24 protein-coding genes are annotated in these 18,273 nt (G+C 63.1%); 7 read left to right on the forward strand and 17 right to left on the reverse strand.

What is annotated here, in order from left to right:
* Positions 1-29 precede the first annotated feature (29 nt).
* Complete coding sequence (locus tag ACEPP2_RS17290) at positions 30-182, reverse strand: hypothetical protein (protein WP_172973617.1); 153 nt, start codon at positions 180-182, stop codon at positions 30-32.
* A gap of 114 nt (positions 183-296) precedes the next feature.
* Between ACEPP2_RS17290 and ACEPP2_RS17295 the strand changes: the two genes are divergently transcribed.
* Positions 297-1,784 (forward strand): phospholipase D-like domain-containing protein, encoded by a 1,488-nt coding sequence (locus tag ACEPP2_RS17295; protein ID WP_395517309.1) that lies wholly within the window; start codon positions 297-299, stop codon positions 1,782-1,784.
* Positions 1,781-2,416 (forward strand): exopolysaccharide biosynthesis protein, encoded by a 636-nt coding sequence (locus ACEPP2_RS17300; protein ID WP_395517310.1) that lies wholly within the window; start codon positions 1,781-1,783, stop codon positions 2,414-2,416. The genes ACEPP2_RS17295 and ACEPP2_RS17300 overlap by 4 nt, the downstream gene beginning before the upstream one ends.
* Before the next feature lie 19 nt (positions 2,417-2,435).
* Here the strand turns inward: ACEPP2_RS17300 and ACEPP2_RS17305 are convergent, their stop codons facing one another.
* A complete protein-coding gene (locus tag ACEPP2_RS17305; RefSeq protein ID WP_395517311.1) occupies positions 2,436-2,765 on the reverse strand; it encodes a hypothetical protein in 330 nt (109 codons plus the stop codon).
* A 263-nt stretch (positions 2,766-3,028) separates the two neighbouring features.
* Here ACEPP2_RS17305 and ACEPP2_RS17310 point away from each other — a divergent pair, with 263 nt between their 5' ends.
* Positions 3,029-3,853 (forward strand): aldo/keto reductase, encoded by an 825-nt coding sequence (locus tag ACEPP2_RS17310; RefSeq protein WP_395517312.1) that lies wholly within the window; start codon positions 3,029-3,031, stop codon positions 3,851-3,853.
* Positions 3,854-3,913: 60 nt separating this feature from the next.
* Here ACEPP2_RS17310 and ACEPP2_RS17315 read toward each other — a convergent pair whose 3' ends face one another.
* Both ACEPP2_RS17315 and ACEPP2_RS17320 read right to left on the reverse strand, forming a co-directional pair.
* Positions 3,914-4,303, reverse strand: a complete 390-nt coding sequence (locus tag ACEPP2_RS17315; protein WP_281978021.1) for a hypothetical protein — start codon at positions 4,301-4,303, stop codon at positions 3,914-3,916.
* A gap of 106 nt (positions 4,304-4,409) precedes the next feature.
* Positions 4,410-5,390 carry a YihY/virulence factor BrkB family protein gene (locus ACEPP2_RS17320; protein ID WP_395517313.1) on the reverse strand — a complete coding sequence of 327 codons (981 nt, stop codon included), beginning with the start codon at positions 5,388-5,390 and terminating at the stop codon, positions 4,410-4,412.
* A 116-nt stretch (positions 5,391-5,506) separates the two neighbouring features.
* On the opposite strand from ACEPP2_RS17320, the gene ACEPP2_RS17325 reads away from it, so the two are divergent.
* Positions 5,507-7,051 (forward strand): helicase HerA-like C-terminal domain-containing protein, encoded by a 1,545-nt coding sequence (locus tag ACEPP2_RS17325; protein ID WP_395517314.1) that lies wholly within the window; start codon positions 5,507-5,509, stop codon positions 7,049-7,051.
* Positions 7,052-7,081: 30 nt separating this feature from the next.
* On the opposite strand, the gene ACEPP2_RS17330 is transcribed toward ACEPP2_RS17325, so the two are convergent.
* The 8 genes from ACEPP2_RS17330 to ACEPP2_RS17365 all read right to left on the reverse strand — a co-directional run bounded on the left by ACEPP2_RS17330 (position 7,082) and on the right by ACEPP2_RS17365 (position 11,841).
* On the reverse strand, positions 7,082-7,384 hold the full coding sequence (locus ACEPP2_RS17330; protein ID WP_281978024.1) for an alkylphosphonate utilization protein: 303 nt from the start codon (positions 7,382-7,384) through the stop codon (positions 7,082-7,084).
* Between the two features lie 79 nt (positions 7,385-7,463).
* Positions 7,464-8,261, reverse strand: coding sequence for a potassium channel family protein (locus ACEPP2_RS17335; RefSeq protein WP_142588699.1), 798 nt, complete (start codon positions 8,259-8,261; stop codon positions 7,464-7,466).
* Between the two features lie 54 nt (positions 8,262-8,315).
* On the reverse strand, positions 8,316-8,840 hold the full coding sequence (locus tag ACEPP2_RS17340; RefSeq protein ID WP_395517315.1) for a sigma-70 family RNA polymerase sigma factor: 525 nt from the start codon (positions 8,838-8,840) through the stop codon (positions 8,316-8,318).
* 76 nt (positions 8,841-8,916) lie between these two features.
* A complete protein-coding gene (locus ACEPP2_RS17345; protein WP_395517316.1) occupies positions 8,917-9,156 on the reverse strand; it encodes a hypothetical protein in 240 nt (79 codons plus the stop codon).
* Between the two features lie 100 nt (positions 9,157-9,256).
* Positions 9,257-9,586, reverse strand: a complete 330-nt coding sequence (locus ACEPP2_RS17350) for a hypothetical protein (RefSeq protein ID WP_172973618.1) — start codon at positions 9,584-9,586, stop codon at positions 9,257-9,259.
* Positions 9,587-9,731: 145 nt separating this feature from the next.
* Positions 9,732-10,544 carry a VOC family protein gene (locus ACEPP2_RS17355; protein WP_281978027.1) on the reverse strand — a complete coding sequence of 271 codons (813 nt, stop codon included), beginning with the start codon at positions 10,542-10,544 and terminating at the stop codon, positions 9,732-9,734.
* A gap of 43 nt (positions 10,545-10,587) precedes the next feature.
* The gene (locus ACEPP2_RS17360) at positions 10,588-11,049 is read right to left on the reverse strand and encodes a DUF1579 domain-containing protein (RefSeq protein ID WP_281978077.1); all 462 of its coding nucleotides are present in this window, start codon (positions 11,047-11,049) and stop codon (positions 10,588-10,590) included.
* Between the two features lie 45 nt (positions 11,050-11,094).
* The gene (locus ACEPP2_RS17365; protein ID WP_152340702.1) at positions 11,095-11,841 is read right to left on the reverse strand and encodes a DUF899 domain-containing protein; all 747 of its coding nucleotides are present in this window, start codon (positions 11,839-11,841) and stop codon (positions 11,095-11,097) included.
* A gap of 51 nt (positions 11,842-11,892) precedes the next feature.
* Between ACEPP2_RS17365 and ACEPP2_RS17370 the strand changes: the two genes are divergently transcribed.
* Positions 11,893-12,336, forward strand: a complete 444-nt coding sequence (locus ACEPP2_RS17370) for a MarR family winged helix-turn-helix transcriptional regulator (protein WP_395517317.1) — start codon at positions 11,893-11,895, stop codon at positions 12,334-12,336.
* Here the strand turns inward: ACEPP2_RS17370 and ACEPP2_RS17375 are convergent.
* The 3 genes from ACEPP2_RS17375 to ACEPP2_RS17385 form a co-directional block, all read right to left on the reverse strand.
* A complete protein-coding gene (locus tag ACEPP2_RS17375) occupies positions 12,329-13,090 on the reverse strand; it encodes an RES family NAD+ phosphorylase (protein ID WP_077547660.1) in 762 nt (253 codons plus the stop codon). The genes ACEPP2_RS17370 and ACEPP2_RS17375 overlap by 8 nt on opposite strands.
* The gene (locus tag ACEPP2_RS17380) at positions 13,050-13,436 is read right to left on the reverse strand and encodes an MbcA/ParS/Xre antitoxin family protein (RefSeq protein ID WP_152340704.1); all 387 of its coding nucleotides are present in this window, start codon (positions 13,434-13,436) and stop codon (positions 13,050-13,052) included. The genes ACEPP2_RS17375 and ACEPP2_RS17380 overlap by 41 nt, the downstream gene beginning before the upstream one ends.
* An 85-nt stretch (positions 13,437-13,521) precedes the next feature.
* Positions 13,522-13,944, reverse strand: a complete 423-nt coding sequence (locus tag ACEPP2_RS17385) for an organic hydroperoxide resistance protein (protein WP_142588690.1) — start codon at positions 13,942-13,944, stop codon at positions 13,522-13,524.
* 142 nt (positions 13,945-14,086) lie between these two features.
* On the opposite strand from ACEPP2_RS17385, the gene ACEPP2_RS17390 reads away from it, so the two are divergent.
* Complete coding sequence (locus tag ACEPP2_RS17390; protein ID WP_142588689.1) at positions 14,087-14,551, forward strand: MarR family winged helix-turn-helix transcriptional regulator; 465 nt, start codon at positions 14,087-14,089, stop codon at positions 14,549-14,551.
* Positions 14,552-14,565: 14 nt separating this feature from the next.
* On the opposite strand, the gene ACEPP2_RS17395 is transcribed toward ACEPP2_RS17390, so the two are convergent.
* Complete coding sequence (locus ACEPP2_RS17395; RefSeq protein ID WP_395517318.1) at positions 14,566-15,285, reverse strand: L,D-transpeptidase; 720 nt, start codon at positions 15,283-15,285, stop codon at positions 14,566-14,568.
* Positions 15,286-15,436: 151 nt separating this feature from the next.
* Complete coding sequence (locus ACEPP2_RS17400) at positions 15,437-16,267, reverse strand: L,D-transpeptidase (protein WP_152340707.1); 831 nt, start codon at positions 16,265-16,267, stop codon at positions 15,437-15,439.
* Positions 16,268-16,552: 285 nt separating this feature from the next.
* Between ACEPP2_RS17400 and ACEPP2_RS17405 the strand changes: the two genes are divergently transcribed.
* Positions 16,553-18,273, forward strand: a 1,721-nt coding sequence (locus tag ACEPP2_RS17405; protein WP_395517319.1) for a methyl-accepting chemotaxis protein, incomplete at its 3' end; no start/stop codon positions are given.

The following is an 18,273-nucleotide window of genomic DNA, read 5'->3' on the forward strand; positions in this document are numbered from 1 at the left end:
CTTGTCCCCGGTCGGGTTCGCTGCCCCCGTCAGGGAGGGGACGGCCCGGCATCCTGCGTTCGCGAAATCGCCGAGGTCGTCAGCATGTCACGGGTGGCCCCGGTTTCCGGCGCACTTGCGAGCATCGTGCTCAATACCGCCATGATAAGCAGCAGAAAGATCACCGGCAGCGCGAATTGCATGGATCGTCCCTTCTTCGTCGCTGACGGAACCGCGTCCGGCCTGAATCGTTCCAGAAGCGGTGCCACCTGATCGGCGTCTCCAGGCGGAAAACAGGACAGTGGGGCAGGCAAGACATGGCGTCCATACTGGCGGAGGGCGAAAGCTGCTGGCGCGTGGCGCGGGCCGACCGTTTCTCGGTCATCGTCGATGCGGCTGATTTCTTCCGGTATGCCAAGCAGGCGATGTTGAAGGCGAAGCGGTCGATCTACCTGATCGGCTGGGACTTCGATACGCGTATCCGGCTGGAGCCGGGCAATCCGGAGGCACAAAGGCCGGACAAGCTCGGCCGCTTCCTCAATTCACTGGCGCGCCGGAACGAGGAGATCGACATCCGCATCCTCAAGTGGGATGTGGGCCTGATCGCGTCCCTGACCCGTGGCGAGACCCCGTTCTACATCCTGCGCTGGCTGTTCAACAGCCGCATCCATCTGAAACTGGATGGCGCGCATCCGGCCTTGTCGGCGCACCACATGAAGCTTCTCGTCGTCGACGACAAGGTGGCCTTCTGCGGCGGTATCGACATGACGATCGGGCGGTGGGATACCAGGGACCACAAGGAGAAGGATCCGGCGCGACGCTCCCCCTTAGGGTTTGCCGAAGACCCCTGGCACGACGCGACGAGCTGCTGTTCCGGCCCCGCCGCTGCAGCGCTGGCGGATCTTGCACGGCAGCGCTGGCAGCTCGCCACGGGCGAGGAACTGCCGAAGCCGGAGAACGGCGGTCGGTCCTGGGACCCCTGGCCGGACGATCTGCCCGTGGAGTACCGGGAGGTCGACGTCGGGATCGCCCGCACGGCACCGGAATATGGGGAGCGCAAACAGGTGGTCGAGATCGAGACTGCAAAGCTCGCCATCATCGCCGCGGCCCGCAAATCCCTCTACATCGAAAGCCAGTACTTCGCCTCCCGCCGGATCGCAGAGGCGATTGCGAAGCGACTGAGGGAGCCGGACGGACCGGAAGTGGTCCTCATAAACCCTGAAGGCGCCAATGGCTGGCTGGAATCGAAGGCGATGGATTCCGCCCGGGTGCGGCTGATGAAACTGGTTCACGACGCGGACCTGCACGACCGCTTCCGCATCTACCACCCGGTCAACGATGCCGGCACACCGATCTATGTGCACGCTAAATTGATGATCGCCGATGACCGCATCCTGAAGATCGGATCTGCCAATCTCAACAACCGGTCCATGGGGTATGACACAGAGTGCGATCTGATCCTCGAGGCCGGCGAAGACCAGCCGGATCTTCACGCTGCCATTCTGGAGGAGCGGAACGCGCTTCTCGCCGAACATCTCGGGCGCCCGATCGAAGAGGTGGAGGCCGGCCTGCGCCGTGCAGACGGCTCGTTGATCCGGGCCATCGAATTGCTGAACCGGGAGAGCGGCCGCGGTCTTCGGCCAATTCCGTTGCGGGAGCTGACGCCCGACGAGGAACTGATGGCCGAATCCGACCTTGCCGATCCGGAACGGCCGGCGGGTCTGCGCTATCGGACCCCGAAGCTCCTGCACCGAAAATTTTCGCACACCGCCCTCCTGCAGGCCGAGCATTCGGAGGCGAGATGAGCACGCGCTCCACTACCGAACAAGCTGACGCCGGTCCGACCAGCGGAGGCGGACAGGCCGGCGAAGGTCTCTCACATCTGGTGCAGAGCCTCAGCCACCTGGGAAAGCGGCATGACAAGGTGTCCGTCTACCAGATCCGCGAGGAGATCGGCGAACGCAGCTTCGGCCCGTTCCTGGTCATCCCCTCGCTGATCGAGCTCAGCCCCGTCGGGGGTATCCCCGGCGTGCCGACGGCGCTCGCCGCCGTCGTCAGCCTGTTCTCGCTGCAAATCGCCTTTGGGATGAAGCACCTCTGGCTGCCGGACTTCGTGGAAAATCGCAAGATGCCGGGAGACAAGCTGAAGAACGGGCTGAACTTCCTGCGGCCGCCAGCGCGGTGGATCGACAAGGTGCTGAAGCCGCGCCTGCGCTGGATTACCCGGCCTCCTGCAATTCAGGTCATTGCAGCGGCATGCCTGCTGCTTGCCGCCGCAGTCCCGCCGCTGGAACTCATTCCCTTCGGCAGCACTCTGCCGATGGGCGCGATCGGCCTCTTCGGCCTTGCCCTGATGGTGCGCGACGGCCTGCTGGCCTTTCTGGCCGCGATCCTTGCGGGCGGAACCGTCTACCTGCTCTACAGGCTCGTTCTCTAAGGCCGGAGTGCCACGGCGTTCAGAACTCGCTTTCCGTCAAGGTGCGGAAGTCGTTGTGGACCGCCCACATCACCTTCACTTCGTTGAGAAGGATTGCGGTCGGGCGAATGCCGCCGCCGGCCAGGTTCTTGTACTTGCGGCCATAGGCCTCGAGGAAGGACGAGGCGGCCTGAAGCATGGCTTCTCCCCGCGCGGCCTGCCGGCGCAGTTCCGCATTCTCCCGCTCGAGCGCCTCACATCGCTGCCGCAGGGCGTCGATCTCGGCGGTCGCATCGGCCGCTGGAGGAGCATTGGCAGAATGGGCTTGCGCGCGCAGGCTGGCAACCAGTTGAGACGGCGTTTCCGTCATGGGCTTTTCTCCGGACGGATCCGATGCCACTGGCATCCCCTGCAAACTGCAGGTGCCGTCCCTATCAATATTCGAAATGGGCAGGCGGGTCGTCCTGCTGGCAATGATCTGAATCGGTTTATATACCCCTTCCTGCTGTCGGAAAATCTCCAAATGTCCCTCCCCTCGAAGGACGGCTGCAGTTGAAGCGATCCGCCTGCGGCCCATGTAGAAGGAGCCGCATTTCCGCCCGGGTGCGACGGGCGCACCAGAGGAGTACTTCCATGCATTCAGTCAGCGCAAACGGCGCGAACATCCCCGCCCTCGGCTTCGGGACCTTCCGCATGCCCGAGGAGGACGTGCACCGGATCCTGCCGGAAGCCTTGAAGATCGGTTTCCGCCATGTCGACACCGCGCAGATCTACAAGAACGAGGCGGCCGTCGGCGATGTGCTCCATTCTTCCGGCATTCCGCGCGCCGATATCTTCCTGACAACGAAGGTGTGGGTCGACCGCGTCGGGCACGACGCCTTCATTACCTCCGTGGACGAAAGCCTCGCGAAGCTGAAGACGGACTATGTGGACCTTCTCCTCCTCCACTGGCCGCAAAGCGAGATGCCGCTTGCCGATCGTATCGGCGCACTAAACGAGCTGCGCCGGGCCGGCAAGGTCAGGAATATCGGCATTTCGAACTTCTCGGCTGCGCTGATGGCCGAGGCGCTCAAGCTCTCGGACGCGCCCATCGTCACGAACCAGATCGAGTACCACCCCTATCTCGATCAGACCAAGGTGATTGGCGAGGCCCGCAAGACGGGCATGTCGATCACCGCTTACTACCTGATGGCGGACGGCAAGGTGCCGCATGATCCGGTGCTGCGCGACATCGGCGCCCGGCACGGCAAGACGGCGGCCCAGGTGGCTCTGCGCTGGGCCGTGCAGCAGAAGGACGTGATCGCGCTGTCGAAGACTGCGACGGAGAGCCGGCTCAGGGAGAATTTCGACATCTTCGACTTCGCCCTCGGCGACGGCGAGATGGCGGAGATCCACAAGCTCGCCCGCCCCGACGGCCGTATCGTCAATCCGGGCCATCTGGCGCCGGAATGGGATTGAGCCAAATGAAAAGCCGCCAGGAGTGCCGGCGGCTTTTCTATGTTTGAAAGCAGTATCGGATCAGACGAACTGGCTGAGGCCCGGGACGGAGGAGACCACGGTATCGACCGTCTCGTCGCCGGCGTGTTCACGGGCGACCTTGATGGTTTCCTTGGCGAGCGAGGTGATCTCGCCCATGCCGAGGCCGAGGCCCATGAGCTGCTGGCCGAGCGCCATAACCCCGCCGCCGAAGCTCGCCATCAGGCCGCCGAGCAGACCACCGCCGCCCTGCCCCTCGCCGTTGAACTTTGCGACCAGTTCCGGGGCGCCGGGAATAGCTTCGATCATCCGGGCGACCGCGCCGTCATCAGCTTCACGCTGCAGGAAACCGAGCATCATGCCGACGGCCTTCTCGGCCGTGTCCGGGGTGATGCCGACATTGTCGGCCACGCGCGTGACGAGTTCGTTCATCAATTTTCTCCTCGAAGTGTTTGACGTTGACGTCAAGGTAATACGGAACCGCAATCGACGTCCAGAGCCAATCGCGCAGATCCCGGAGCCGATCAACCGATCTCGATCAGGAAGAGGCTTTGCCAACGTGGTCAGCCATATAAGCGCCTCTCTCGCCCATCGGCTGTTCAGGCCCGGTCGTGGAATCCTGCGCCGTCTGATGCTCGAGCTCGGCATTCAGTTCCGCACCGACGATGACGATGATGACCGATACCCATGTCCATACCATGAAGCCGATCAGGGCGCCCAAAGTGCCGTAGGTCGCGTTGTAGTCGGCAAAGTTGGACAGATAGAAGGACACGGCGACAGCAGCGAGAAGCCAGGACACGGTCGCAAAGATGACGCCCCAGCTGAGCCAGCGAAATCGAGCATCTTCGCGGCTCGGCCCGTAGCGGTAGAGCAAGGTGATGCCCGCCATGATGATGAGAAGCAGGATCGGCCAGCGGAGCGTGTTGATCAGCGTTTCGGCCCAACTGCCGAGGGAAAGGAAGGAGAGTACCGCCGGCACGACACCCACCGCGACAATCAGCACAACGATCAGGATGAGCGTCCCGAGCGTAAACAGAAGCGAGATCCCGGTGAGCTTCAGGAAGCTGCGCTTCTCCTCCTCCTCATAGGCAACGTTCATCGCCTGAAACAGCGCCTTCATGCCGTTGTTGGTGCTCCACAGGGCAATGCCGAGACCAGCGATCAAGCCCAGGCTGAGGGACGAGCTATCCTGAGAAGCGAGGGAACGCAGCTGTTCCAGGAAGATGTTCAACGCATCCGCCGGCATGACGGCGCCCAGGAACTGGATCCGCTCGGCTATCTGGCTGGGGCTGGCGAAGAAGCCGTAGAGCGAGACCAGTGCCGCCATGGCAGGAAAGAGCGCCAGCAGGAGGTAGTAGGTGACGCCCGCCGCGACCAGCATGACGCGATCTTCGTTGATGGCGGCATAGAGGCGCCAGAAGACATCCTTCATGCCCTTGGCCGGTATCTGTTGGGGCGTTTCGGCCTCGCGGCCTCGTCCCGGCTCACGCCTCTCCGCCTCCATCACGTCCTCCTGCATCTAGCCGCTCCCTATACGTCAACGCTGGCCGAAGCCAGCCGGCGCGACCGTTGCCGGGCACTTCGGCTGCCTCTATAACCCTTTGAGCCGTAACGCTGCGAGGGAGCGCCAGTTGCATGATCGAAGAGGGAAAACTTTTTCTCGGCGGCAGCCGGAATCCCGACGACTCCTTCAACAAGCCTGAATATCTGGAGCTGAGGTTCGGCAACCGGCACGGCCTGATCACCGGGGCGACGGGAACGGGCAAGACGGTGACGTTGCAGATCCTCGCCGAGAGCTTCTCCAATGCCGGCGTCCCGGTATTCTGCTCCGACATCAAGGGAGACCTTTCCGGCATTGCCGCAGCCGGCGAGGAGAAGGACTTCCTCCTGAAGCGCGCCGAGCAGATCCAGTTCTCCGACTACGAATTCGCCGCCTCGCCGGTGATCTTTCTCGACCTCTACGGGGAGAAGGGGCATCGCGTGCGCAGCACGGTCGCGGAAATGGGACCGCTTCTTCTGGCGCGTCTGATGAACGCCACCGAGGCGCAGGAGGGCGTGCTGAACATCGCCTTCAAGATCGCCGACGAAGGCGGAATGGCACTGCTCGACCTTAAGGACTTGCAGGCGCTCCTCAACTACATGGGCGAGCATGCCGGGGAGATCTCCACCCGCTACGGCTTCGTCTCCAAGGCCTCGGTGGGCTCTCTGCAGCGGGCTCTCCTGGTGCTCGAGCAACAGGGCGCGGAATACTTCTTTGGAGAGCCCGCCCTCGACATCCGCGACCTGATGCGCACGACGCAGGACGGGCGCGGCATGATCACGGTGCTCGCCGCCGACAAGCTGATGAACAATCCGCGGCTCTATGCGACCTTCCTGCTGTGGCTGCTCTCGGAACTCTTCGAGGAACTGCCGGAGGTCGGCGATCCGGACAAGCCGAGGCTCGTCTTCTTCTTTGACGAGGCGCACCTGCTCTTCGACGAAGCCCCCAAGGTTCTGATCGAGCGGGTCGAGCAGGTGGTTCGGCTCATCCGGTCAAAAGGCGTCGGAGTCTATTTCGTGACGCAGAACCCGCTCGACGTGCCGGAGACGGTGCTGGCGCAGCTCGGCAACCGGGTACAGCACGCGCTGCGCGCCTATACGCCGCGCGAGCAGAAAGCCGTGAAGACTGCGGCCGATACCTTCCGCACCAATCCGGCCTTCGATACGCAGGAGGCGATCACCGCACTCGGTACCGGCGAGGCGCTCGTCTCGACGCTGGAGGGCAAGGGCGCTCCGTCCATGGTCGAGCGAACGCTGATCCGGCCGCCTTCGTCGCGGATCGGGCCGCTGACCGACGCCGAGCGGCGGGAAATCATTAGCCGGAGCCCGATCGCCGGCCAGTACGACCGCGATATCGATCGGGAGTCAGCCTACGAAATCCTGATGGAGCGCGCGGAAAAGGCGGCAAAAGCAGAGGCCGCGCAGCGGGAAGAGGAGGAGCGTGAGACGGAAAGTGCTGCCGGCCGCTGGAGCCTGCCCGGCTTCGGCGACGAGCCGGCGGGAAAGCCGGCGCCGCGGCGCACCTCCACCCGCCAACGCGAAACGGTCGTCGAGGCGGCGATGAAGAGCGCCGCCCGTTCGGTCGCAAGCTCCCTCGGCCGCGCGATCGTGCGCGGCATCCTCGGCAGCCTGAAGCGCTAGCAACGCCGGGCGGCACCGCCTGGCGGGCAATCACCGCTTGCGGACGAATTCCGTGCGCAGCACGAGGCCCTTGATGGCGTCGTGGCGGCAGTCGATTTCTTCGGGATTGTCGGTGAGGCGGATCGAGCGGATGACGGTTCCCTGCTTCAGCGTCTGGCCGGCACCCTTGACCTTCAGGTCCTTGATGAGGGTGACGGAATCTCCATCCTTCAGCACATTGCCGGAGGCGTCGCGCACCTCTGCAGCCTGCGCGGCCGCTGCGGCCATTTCGGACGCGGGGCGCCACTCGCCGGTCGCTTCGTCATAAACATATTCGTCATCCGCATCGGCCATGACCATTCTCCTTTGATTGAACCGCTTCTAGGCGGTTGCCCAAGCGGGAGCAAACAGAGTCTGAATGGCAAAGGGCTTGTCAGTCGCCGTCGTCGGGAATCTTCAGCATCTCCCCACAGGCCTTGCAGTGAACGGCGTCCTGCTCGTGTCGCTGCAGCCCGCATTGGGGACAGGGGTAATGGACCTTGTTCGGACGCACCACCGCCTGAGCCAGTCGCACGAAGAGGGAGATCCCGACGATCATGGTCACCACCGAGGTGAGCTTTCCGGCGGTTCCTGGAAGGGTGATATCGCCGTAGCCGGTGGTCGTAATGGAGGCGACCGTGAAATAGAGAGCATCGACGAAACCCTGCTCGCCCGGCCGATTGTAGAAGAAGCTCGTGTAGACGAAGCCGGTCACGATGAACAGGAAAACCAGGAGGTTGATCAGCGCCCGGACGACATCGAGCAGGTGTGCATATCCGGCGCGCCGGAGACCATGCTGCAGCAGCGGACTACTCCCGATCGCCCATAGACGCATGGCTCTGAGGAAGGCGAAGTTGAACAATACATCGGGAAAAAGCAGCGTCGCGAGGATGATGATGTCGATCCAGGTCATGAACCGACGGAAGAAGATGCGCCAAGTCGGTGCAACAAGCGCCCTCGCAATCAGCTCCATGCTGATCCAGACCGCGATCATGTAGTCGATGATGAGGTAGGAAGGCCCGGCGCGGAGGTACGGACCGAAGAGGAAGAAGGCGAGGATCGCGATATCGACAACGGCGAAGGCCGCCTGCAGGCGTAGCGCCGTCCTGTCCTGCCCGCGCTCCACCCTGACGAGAAACTGCCGCAATTTCTGCAGGTAAGCGGGCCGGGTCACCGATAAATGGGCTGTCATATGCGCGACCATAGCAGCCGAGATTATTCCATCAAGATTGGCGAAGAGAGGCTGCTACTGAATGTCCACCGTCCCGCTGATGCCATCCTCCCCCAGTGTCTTCAGGATGGCCAGGCGGGCGCGGTTGACCCGGCTCTTGATCGTCCCGACGGGGCAGTTGCAGAGCGCCGATGCGGATTCATAGCTTTCTCCACGCATCAATACGATCTCGAAAGCGTCACGATAGTGCTCCGGAAGTCCGGCGAGCGCACGATCGAATTCCTGGATCCTCACGGCCCATTCCTGCGGGGCATTGATCGACCGCTGCAACGAGGCGCAGTCCTCCGTGCCGACGAATTCCCGCTTGCCGCGGCCGTAGCGCGTACAGAAGGTATTGCGCATAATGGTAAAAGCCCAGGATTTCAGGCTGGTGCCCGGTTGGAATTTGTCCAGGTTGGCGAGCGCCCGCAGCACCGTTTCCTGCACCAGATCGTCGACGTCATGGGGGTTGTTGTAGAAGCGCCTCGCGAAACTCCTCAACATGGGGATCAATTCCACGATCTCCGTCTGCGGGTGGCTTTCACCTGCTGCTTCCTGCATCGACTGACTCCTCGTTATCAGGGTCAATCCGCGGATAGCGGATTGGTTCCGGGGCACTGATGAGAGGAAATGGTGATCAGAAGACGGGGCCGCCCACCAGCGCCTGGCGGTCCACCATCAGGCCAGCGAGTTGCAGGAGCTTGTGGTGTTCTGTGAGCCCGGTCCTGTAAAGCCGCAGCACGATCCTGGCGACCGCTTCGGGATCCCGCGCAGTGCCGTCTCCACTCTCGACCCGCAGCACGTCGCGCACCGTATCGTGAAGCAGCTTGAGGTCGTCGGAGGCAAGGATTCCGGGATAGAAGTACCGGTCCGGCATGGGCATTCTCCGCAAGGCGAGAGGGGCGGCTGCCGATGGCCGGCGCCGAAAGCCTGTCAGGGAACCATAGAAGTCGCCAAATGCGGCGCAATTACAAATGTTACTGCATTGTATTCGCTTCGGAGCCAAGCAGGCTCCGGACGATCGCATTCATGGCCTCCTGATCCCTGGAGAGGGCGTAGCCTCCACCTGGTGCCGCACGGCCGCTGCCGGCGAAGATGGCCGGCACCGCAAAGGCATCCAGGACCTCAACCACCTGCAGGAGGGTGGCTGCATCGTATTCGACGTCGATGATGGCTCCATCGAACGATGCGTCGACGAGCTTGGACGCGAAATCCCTGGAATTGTAGGGCCCCTCAAGATCGATCTCGGCGCGGCTCCACGCCTGACGGACGACCGGAGAAAGATATGGTGGCGGTCCAATCACCATCAGCCTGATCCTGCGCATCCATCGCCTTTCGTCCGGGAGCTGCATCCTATCACGAGCGTCCAACCGACGCCTGTAGCAGCAGTTCCATGAACCCAGCTTTAACAGCGATGGAGAAAGCCGGGGCGAGCTCGCCCCGGCTTTCTAGTCATTTCTGCATGGATGCGAGGCAGAAGAAGGCACCCTGCGGGTCGGTGCACTGGGCGATCCAGCTGCCGCCGGGAACCTCCATCGGCCCGTTCAGCACCTGGCCGCCGCCGGCACGGACCCGCCCGATCGCGGCTTCGACGCTTTCGACGTTGAAGTAGTAGACCCAACACGGCATGGGGATCTCCTCCGGGCGCTTCATCATCCCGCCGGTCTGCTTGCCGTGTTCGGAGAAGAGCCGATAAGCCCCCATCTCTCCCATGTCGAAGTCGCTGTCCTTCGTCCAGCCTAAGATGCGGCTGTAGAACTCGAAGGCCTCTTCCAGGTCGGCGGCATAGAGTTCGTGCCAGCCGACGGTGCCAGGCGCACCCTCCGGCGGGGGTGGCGGCATGTCGTCCATCGGCAGCGGCGTCATGATGTTGAGGACGGCGCCATGCGGATCAGCCACCACGGCGAAGCGGCCCACCTGCGGGATATCCTCCGGCTGCCGATGCACGGTGCCGCCGTTCTCCTCGAACTCCCGCGCCGTCCGGTCGACGTCATCGACGGCAACGTAGCCGCTCCAGTTCGGCGGCATGCTACCGGCCATCTCAGTGGGAATTCTCATCATGCCACCGATACCGGGGCATTTGTCGCCCTCGCCGATCTGAAAGAGATGGTAGGCGTCGCCCTCCCCCATCGGCATGGCGTTCAGCGACCAGCCGAGGACCGAAGAATAGAAGCGGCCGGCCGCCTCCGTATCCGACGTCATCAGCTCGCACCAGATGAACTTGCCGTGGGTTTCGCTTCTGGTTTCCGATGCAGTCTGCAGCATTTCAATCTCCTCCTGCCCGGCTTGCGACGGGCGATATGGGCGCCTAGGACACGCGCCGGTAATTGACTTCCATGAACTGCTTCCAGCTTCCGTCCGCCTGCTTCGCACTGGAGTTGAAGATGCGATGATCATCATCCTTGATGATGATCTGCTCGCGATACTCCCCGGTCCTGCCGGGATTTTCGAAGTCAGGCCCGGTGGTATAGAGGCTGAGGGTATTGCCGTCGGCAGACACCTCGCCTTCGTACACCCACATGTGGGTCATCATGGACCCGATCCAGCTGCCGACATACCTGCCCCTGGCGGGATCGTAGCCGAGCGTGAGCACTGTGGTGGCATCGCCACCGCCCGGCATCTGGCCATTGCCTTCCGCGACGAACCAGATGCCATGCAGCGACCGGACCACCTCGACCCATGTGCCGGCATCGGGCATATCCCTGACCTCCCAGGTGCCGACGAGCCTCTGCAGGAAGCCGTGCTCGGCCTGCGGCTTCGCCATCTCCATTTCCATGGCCATTCCTCCTGTCCGTGGTACCGATATTGCGCCCGCTTAATGGCAGCAGGATGAAGCTTCAGGCGCCTGCTCGTATTCGTCATGACGCTTGACGAAGTTCATCGTGGTTTCCTCGTTTCGGCCGAACGGCGCCCGGTCGAGGATCATCAGCGTGCCGATCAGCTCTTCGCCGCCGCGGGCATAGGTCGAATAGGTGTGGAAGATCTCGCCCTTCTCGTTCTTGTGGAATGAGGAGAGGCCCGGGAGTTCGTCATGGGCCTGTTCGCGCGGAATCTCGGTGAAGTTGTAGCGGACGCTGCCGCTCGCCAGCTCCTCCGGAGTGAATGAGACGTGGAAGTCGAAATTGAAGTCGGAGCCGTAGGACGAGACCCAGGGGAACTTCCAGCCCATGCGCTTCCTGTAGGCCTCGATTTTTTCGATCGGCGCACGGGAGACGGCGACATAGGTCACGTCGTGGTTGTTGAGATGGACAAGCGCACCGTCAACATGATCGGAGTGGAAGGAGCAGCCCGTGCAGCCGGCATCCCAGTCCGGACCCAGCATGAAATGGTAGACGATCAGCTGGCTGCGGCCATCGAAGAGATCGGCAAGCCGCTTCTCCCCGTCGGGGGCCTGGAAGACATAGTCCTTGTCCATCCTGACCCAGGGAAGCGCCCGGCGCTCGGCCCGAACCTTGTCGCGCAGGCGCGTTTCCTCCTTCTCCAGTTGAAGGAGCCTGCGGCGGGCTTCCAGCCACTCCTCCCGGGACACGATTGCATTCTCCGGCGACGTGATCGCGTTCATGCTCATCCTCCTCTGGCTTGACATTTAGGTTGATATCAACATATATGACCCATGTCAAACGCCATGCCGATTCCCTTCTCCACGACCATCCACGTCCGCGATACATGCCTGTGCCTGCATGTACAGCGCGCGGCCCGCGCGCTTGCCCGCCGCTTCGACAATGCTCTGAAACCGCTCGGCCTCAACAATGGGCAGTTCTCGCTGATGATGGCGCTGAACCGGCCGCAGCCTGCACCCATGGGGCCGGTGGCGGAAGTCCTGGCTATGGACCGGACGACGCTGACGGCGGCCGTGAAGGTACTGGAGCGACGCGGGCTGGTGGAGACCCTTCCCCATCCCGACGACCGGCGCAGCCGGCTGATGCGGCTGACGTCCGAGGGTACCGCGCTGCTGTCGCAGGCGCTTCCGATCTGGGAGCGGGTGCATGGCGAGCTCGACGGAGAGCTTGGGCCCTCGATGGCGCCGCTGCGCCAGACGCTCGCAACGGTCAGGTAAGGCGTGCGGCAATTCGCGGGTCGGCGGCGAAGTCTGCCATGGAGAAGCCGATGCGCAGGAGGGGGAAGTCGCAAATGGCCTGGACACCGGTCATCGACAGCCGCATGCGCCAGGTCTGCCGCTCCACCGGCTCCCGCGCCGCAAATGCCCCGGCGGACAGAAGCGCCAGGTTGAGCCCGTTTGCCGGGTCGCGAACGGATCGGTAGAGGATGGCATCAAGGCCCGCCTCGCGTGCCGCATCGGCCAGCGACTGGCAGGCTGCGTAATCGGTGCGGTGCTCCCAGGCATGGCTGTCCCTGTCGAGCGGCGGCATGGTCAGGTCGATACCAGCTTCCGTCGCGACCAATGCCGCGAAGGCGGTATATTCGGCGGCATTGGCAGGAAGCGGCGTGTCCGGCGACTCGGCGAAGAACAGCATCCGGTAGAAGGCCATTTCGGCGATCGCCGTCTCGACCCGCGCTGCTGCATAGAAGACACCGAGCGTGCGGCCGGCACGGCGGAAACGCGATCCGTGCGGATAGCTTGCACCATAACGGAAGGGCGTGGCGAGCAGGTAGTCGAGGCCCGTGCATTCGGGCGGAAACGCCGGCTTCGTCTCTTCCAGCAGATTTTCCAAGAGGGCCTGCTCCTCCACCGTCTCCACGAGCTTCATCGTCGAGACGCGATGCTGGGCCTCGACGAGCCGCCAGAATTCCCCGGCGACCGGTCGCGCCTCAGACGAGAGCGCGGCGGGCGTCCAGATAGGCAAGGACATCGGTAAGGCCGGTAATGGTGGAGATCCTGTCCGCCGGTATTCCGCCAAGTGCGGTGTTCGTGTTGCGCAGCCACTTGCGGGCTACCCCCTCGTCACCGCCGGTAATAGCATCGAGCGAACGGAACAGGCGGATCAGCAAGAGCGCCAGCTCGAACGGCTTCGTTCCCTTCTCCAGGAGATGATCGAGCCGCTTCATGCGCGAGACGGAAGCTTCAGACACGCCGAGAACCGAGGCGAGGCTGCGAGCGTTCAGCCCAAGCCGCTCGGCTGCGACTACAGTGGCCCTGGTGACCACCTGCGCCTCCGAGATTTCAACCCGACTGATCTGTTTCTCCAGCAAACCCATGACGCAATCCTTTCAGAAGAAAGGTAGGCTCACTGGGCCGGATGGTCAAGGGAGCGGCCGATGGTCCGCCCCCTCCTCCGTAGGGTCAGGCCACCGAAACGGGTACCTCGGTGGAGGTGCGCATGGCGTGGCTATAGGGGCAGACGATGTGCGCCTTGGCGACCAGGTCCTCGGCCTGCGCCTTGTCCATGCCGGGAATGTCCACAGTGATGGAGACCTCGATGCCGAAGCCGGTGCCGTCATCGCGGGGGCCGATGCCGACGGAGACGGTGACCTTGGCATCGTCCGGTATCTTCACCTTCTCCTTGCCGGCGACATTCTTCAACGCGCCGAGGAAGCAGGCGGAATAGCCGGCGGCGAAAAGCTGCTCGGGATTGGTGCCGGTGGCGCCGTCGCCGCCCAGTTCCTTGGGGACGGTCAGGGTGACATCGAGGACGCCATTTTCGGATACGGCGCGGCCGGACCGGCCGCCGGTGGCAGAAGCTTTGGTCGTGTAGAGAATTGCCATCGTCTTCACTCCTTCAGGTTCAGAGACAAATATCCGTAACAGGCAATTAGATTGCGCGCAATAGAATTTTGCGCATTGATAATCACCAAGACTGGGTGGATAATTGGGAGATAGGCCAGAGATCCGGAAAATCAGGCACGCGATGACGAAAAAGAAACAGAGCAGAGGCGAGGCGCCAGCCAGGCTGGAGACGCAGCTGTGCTTTGCGATCTACGGCGCGGCCCATGCACTGACCCGCACCTACAAGCCGCTGCTGGAGCCGCTCGGCCTCACCTATCCGCAATACCTTGTCATGCTGGTGCTGTGGGAGGAGGACGACCAGTCGGTGCGGGCAATTGGCGACCGGTTGGGGCTGGATTCGGGAACGCTGTCACCGCTCCTAAAACGGCTGGAACAGGGCGGCCTCGTGAGCCGCAAGCGCGACAGCCAGGATGAACGGCTCGTGCGCATCTCTCTGACCCAAAAAGGACAGGACTTGGCGTCACAGGCAATCGACGTCACCCGCGCCATTGCCGAGGCGACGCAATGCAGCCTGGAGGAGATGGAGGGATTGCGGGACAGGGTGCGCGCCCTGACGGGCCGGCTGCAGGAGCAGCAGCCCACCTAGGCGCGCCTTCGCTGTTACTGCCAGACGACGATGCGGGCCTTCTGCGGCACGCGCTCATAGAGGTCGATCACGTCCTGGTTGATCAGACGAACGCAACCTGAGGAAACGGCCCTGCCGATCGAGTTCCATTCCGGCGAACCGTGCAGGCGGTAGAGCGTATCCTGGCCGTTCTTGAAGATGTAGAGCGCGCGGGCGCCGAGCGGATTGTCCAGGCCCGGTGGCTGGCCGCCGTTCTCTGCAGAGTATTTTGCAAGCTGCGGCTGGCGCGCGATCATTTCCGCCGGCGGCGTCCATTTCGGCCATTTCTGCCGCCACTGGATGACGCCCTCGCCTTCCCAGGCAAAGCCTTCGCGGCCGATGCCGACGCCGTAGCGCATGGCGCTGCCGTCACGCTCCACGAGGTAGAGGAAGCGCGACGCCGTGTCGACGACCACCGTGCCCGGCCGTTCGCCCGTGGGATCAAGGACACGCTGGCGATAGTAGCGCGGGTTGATGTTCCAGTAGGGCACGGCCGGAATGACGTAACCGCCGTCGACGACGGTGCCATACATGGCATCCAGTTCGGGCGAACGACCCGAGGGTGAGACCGGCGGCGGCGAGAAGGAGGCAGGCGTTGCGGAGATGATGCGTGCACCCGACGACCCAGAGCCGCTCGAGGCGCATCCGGCAAGGGTCGAGGCCGCGCCCGCCGCAAGAAGCGACAGGACGCCCCGGCGGGAATAGGAAATGTTCATGCTCATGTTCGGAAAACCGCCCGACTTGTTCTTCTGACTAGGCCCGATCAACGGCAACCTGAATGCAAAGGTTCCATGATGGGCCTGTGCTATCACGGGAACGTTTACGCTTCCCTACGGGACGCCAACCAGCCGGCCCAGAACGGGATCATCAGATTACGACGATCGGCGCCGAGGCGGGTACGCGATCGTAAAGGTCGATAACGTCCTGGTTCAGCATGCGTACGCAGCCGGAGGACGTGGCCCTGCCGACCGACTGCCAGTCGGGCGTGCCGTGGACGCGGTAGAGCGTGTCCTTGCCATCCTTGAAGATGTAGAGGGCGCGGGCGCCCAGCGGATTGTTGAGGCCCGGATTGGCGCCGCCTTCGGCAGCGGCAAACTGGCGCAATTCCGGCTGGCGGGCGACCATGTCGGCCGGCGGCGTCCAGCGCGGCCATTTGGCCTTCCACTGGATGGTGCCGCGGCCCGACCAGGCGAACCCCTCCTTGCCGAGCCCGACACCATAGCGGATCGCCTTGCCGTCGGGCTGCACGAGATAGAGATAGTGCTGCTTCGTATCGACGACGATCGTGCCGGGCGCCTCGGCGGTCTGGTAGGAGACTTCCTGGCGCAGGAAACGCGGATCGATCCGTGAATAGGGGATCGCCGGCAGCGTCCTGCCCTCATCGTTGAACGCCCCGTACATGGCTCGATGCACCGGGTTTGAGACCGGCATGCCATAGGTCGGCCGGTAGGTCTGGTGGAAATGCGTCGGATAGAGCTGGCGCTTCTGCGGAATGCCGCCCGGCATCGGTGGCGGCTGGTTCGTCGGTGGATCCGCATAGGGGGGAACGTGGAAGACCGGCGCCGTCTCCTGCACGAAGACATCGGGGTTCATGCGGCTCGTATCGGTGACCAGGATGCAGCCGCTCAGGCTTGCGACCAGGGCAAACATGCCGATGGCGGACAGCATTCGGCGCAGAGACTGGGACAGGAGCGGCATGACGACTCGATTCCGGCTGATAGGACCGGGGCAAGCATGTCCTCCGCGGCTGGTGCGAAGCTGGCGGCGGAGGTTCTTTCGCGCGGCCGGCCACCGGATACGGCATCGATCGGGGATCGGCACATAGGGAATTAGCTATACATCAGCCTTAACTAAATTTCGTCCATAATATCTAAGGGCGCCGCCGTTTGATTTTCGTAACGCATGGCTCGCTAAAGTTGCATCGATCGAGGCAGACTGCGTTCGCAGCGCCCTTGAGCCCTCTCGCCCCTGAATGGACCTCCCATGACACGACCCAAAGTTAAGACCGCCCTTGCAGGAATACTTATCCTTCTCGGCGCCGCATTTGCATTGTTCGCGACCTTCTCCGTCAATCGACTCGGAGCTTTGGATGGTCATGTCAACAACATCGCTGGCCTTGCGATGCCGACGATCGCAGCAGTCAAAGATATGGAAGTCCAGGTGATGACCGTCCGCACTGGCTATCGGAGCCACTTGCTACGGGAAGATGCGGAAGGAAAGGCCGAGGCGGAGAACGCTATCGAGACTGCGCGGCTCGCACTGCAGGACAAGGCGGCGCGGTTCAGGAAGCTCGAGCCGACGCCTGCCGAAGACCAGTTGCTCCGCAGCGTCGAAGACGGCGTGGCGCAGTATATGGAGCTTGGCAAGCGTGTACTGGAACTCTCCAATGCAGGAGACATCGCGGGCGCCAACAACATTCTCCGCACCGAGATGGTCAAGCCTGCCGAGGCTTCGGCAGCCAGCCTAGCCGAACTCACCAAAATCAGTATCGCAGATGCCATCGCCGCACAAAAGAGCGCGGAAGCTGCCTACTCGACTACGCTGACGGTGACGTTTGTCGCAATCGGTTTGCTGGGTGCCATCGTCGCGGGGGCTATCTGGTTTGCCATTACCGGGATCGCGAAGCCGATCCAGGCTATTACCCACTCCATGAACAACCTCGCCAGGGGCGATGCCGACACGGCGATCCCCTATGCGGGCCGCACCGACGAGATCGGCGAGATGGCGGCGGCCGTCGAGGTGTTCCGGACGAATGCGCTGGAGAACCGCCGGCTCGAGCAGGAGGCGAATGCCCAGCGCTCGCAGTCGGAAGAGCAGCGCCGCCGCACGGCCGAGCAGGAGCGCATCCGCGCCGAAGCCATGGCACAGGCAACCACGGGTCTGGCAGACGGCCTGAAGCAGCTTTCCGCCGGCAATCTCGGCGTCCAGCTGACGCAGTCCTTCGCCGAGGAGTTCGAAGGCCTGCGCGAGGACTTCAACCGCTCGGTCATGCAGCTTCGCGAAACCATGACGGCAGTGGCGGAATCCACCAGCTCCATCGACAGCGGATCGCGCGAGATCAGCCAGAGCGCTGCTGACCTGTCGAAGCGCACCGAACAGCAGGCCGCCTCGCTGGAAGAGACCGCCGCAGCCCTCGACCAGATCACCACCAATGTCGCCAACTCCTCCAAGCGTGCCGAAGAGGCCCGTACGGTGGCGATCCAGGCAAACGAAAGCGCCCGCCATTCCGGCGCCGTCGTCGCCAATGCCGTCGATGCCATGGGCAAGATCGAGCAGTCATCCAGCCAGATCTCCAACATCATCGGCGTCATCGATGACATCGCCTTCCAGACCAACCTGCTGGCGCTGAATGCAGGCGTCGAAGCGGCGCGTGCTGGTGAAGCCGGCAAGGGCTTTGCCGTCGTTGCCCAGGAAGTTCGTGAACTGGCACAGCGTTCGGCAACCGCTGCCAAGGAGATCAAGGACCTGATCCGCAACTCGTCTGCCGAGGTCGGCAACGGCGTGAAGCTCGTCAGCGACACCGGCGAAGCCCTTAAGACCATCGAGAGCTACATCGTCACCATCAATCAGCACATGGACGCGATCGCCACCTCGGCCCGCGAACAGTCGGTGGGCCTGTCCGAGGTCAACACCGCCGTCAACCAGATGGACCAGGTGACCCAGCAGAACGCCGCGATGGTGGAAGAGGCCAATGCGGCCGGTGC

This window comes from Pseudorhizobium flavum (assembly GCF_044142885.1).
In the GTDB taxonomy this organism is placed as follows: domain Bacteria; phylum Pseudomonadota; class Alphaproteobacteria; order Rhizobiales; family Rhizobiaceae; genus Neorhizobium; species Neorhizobium flavum.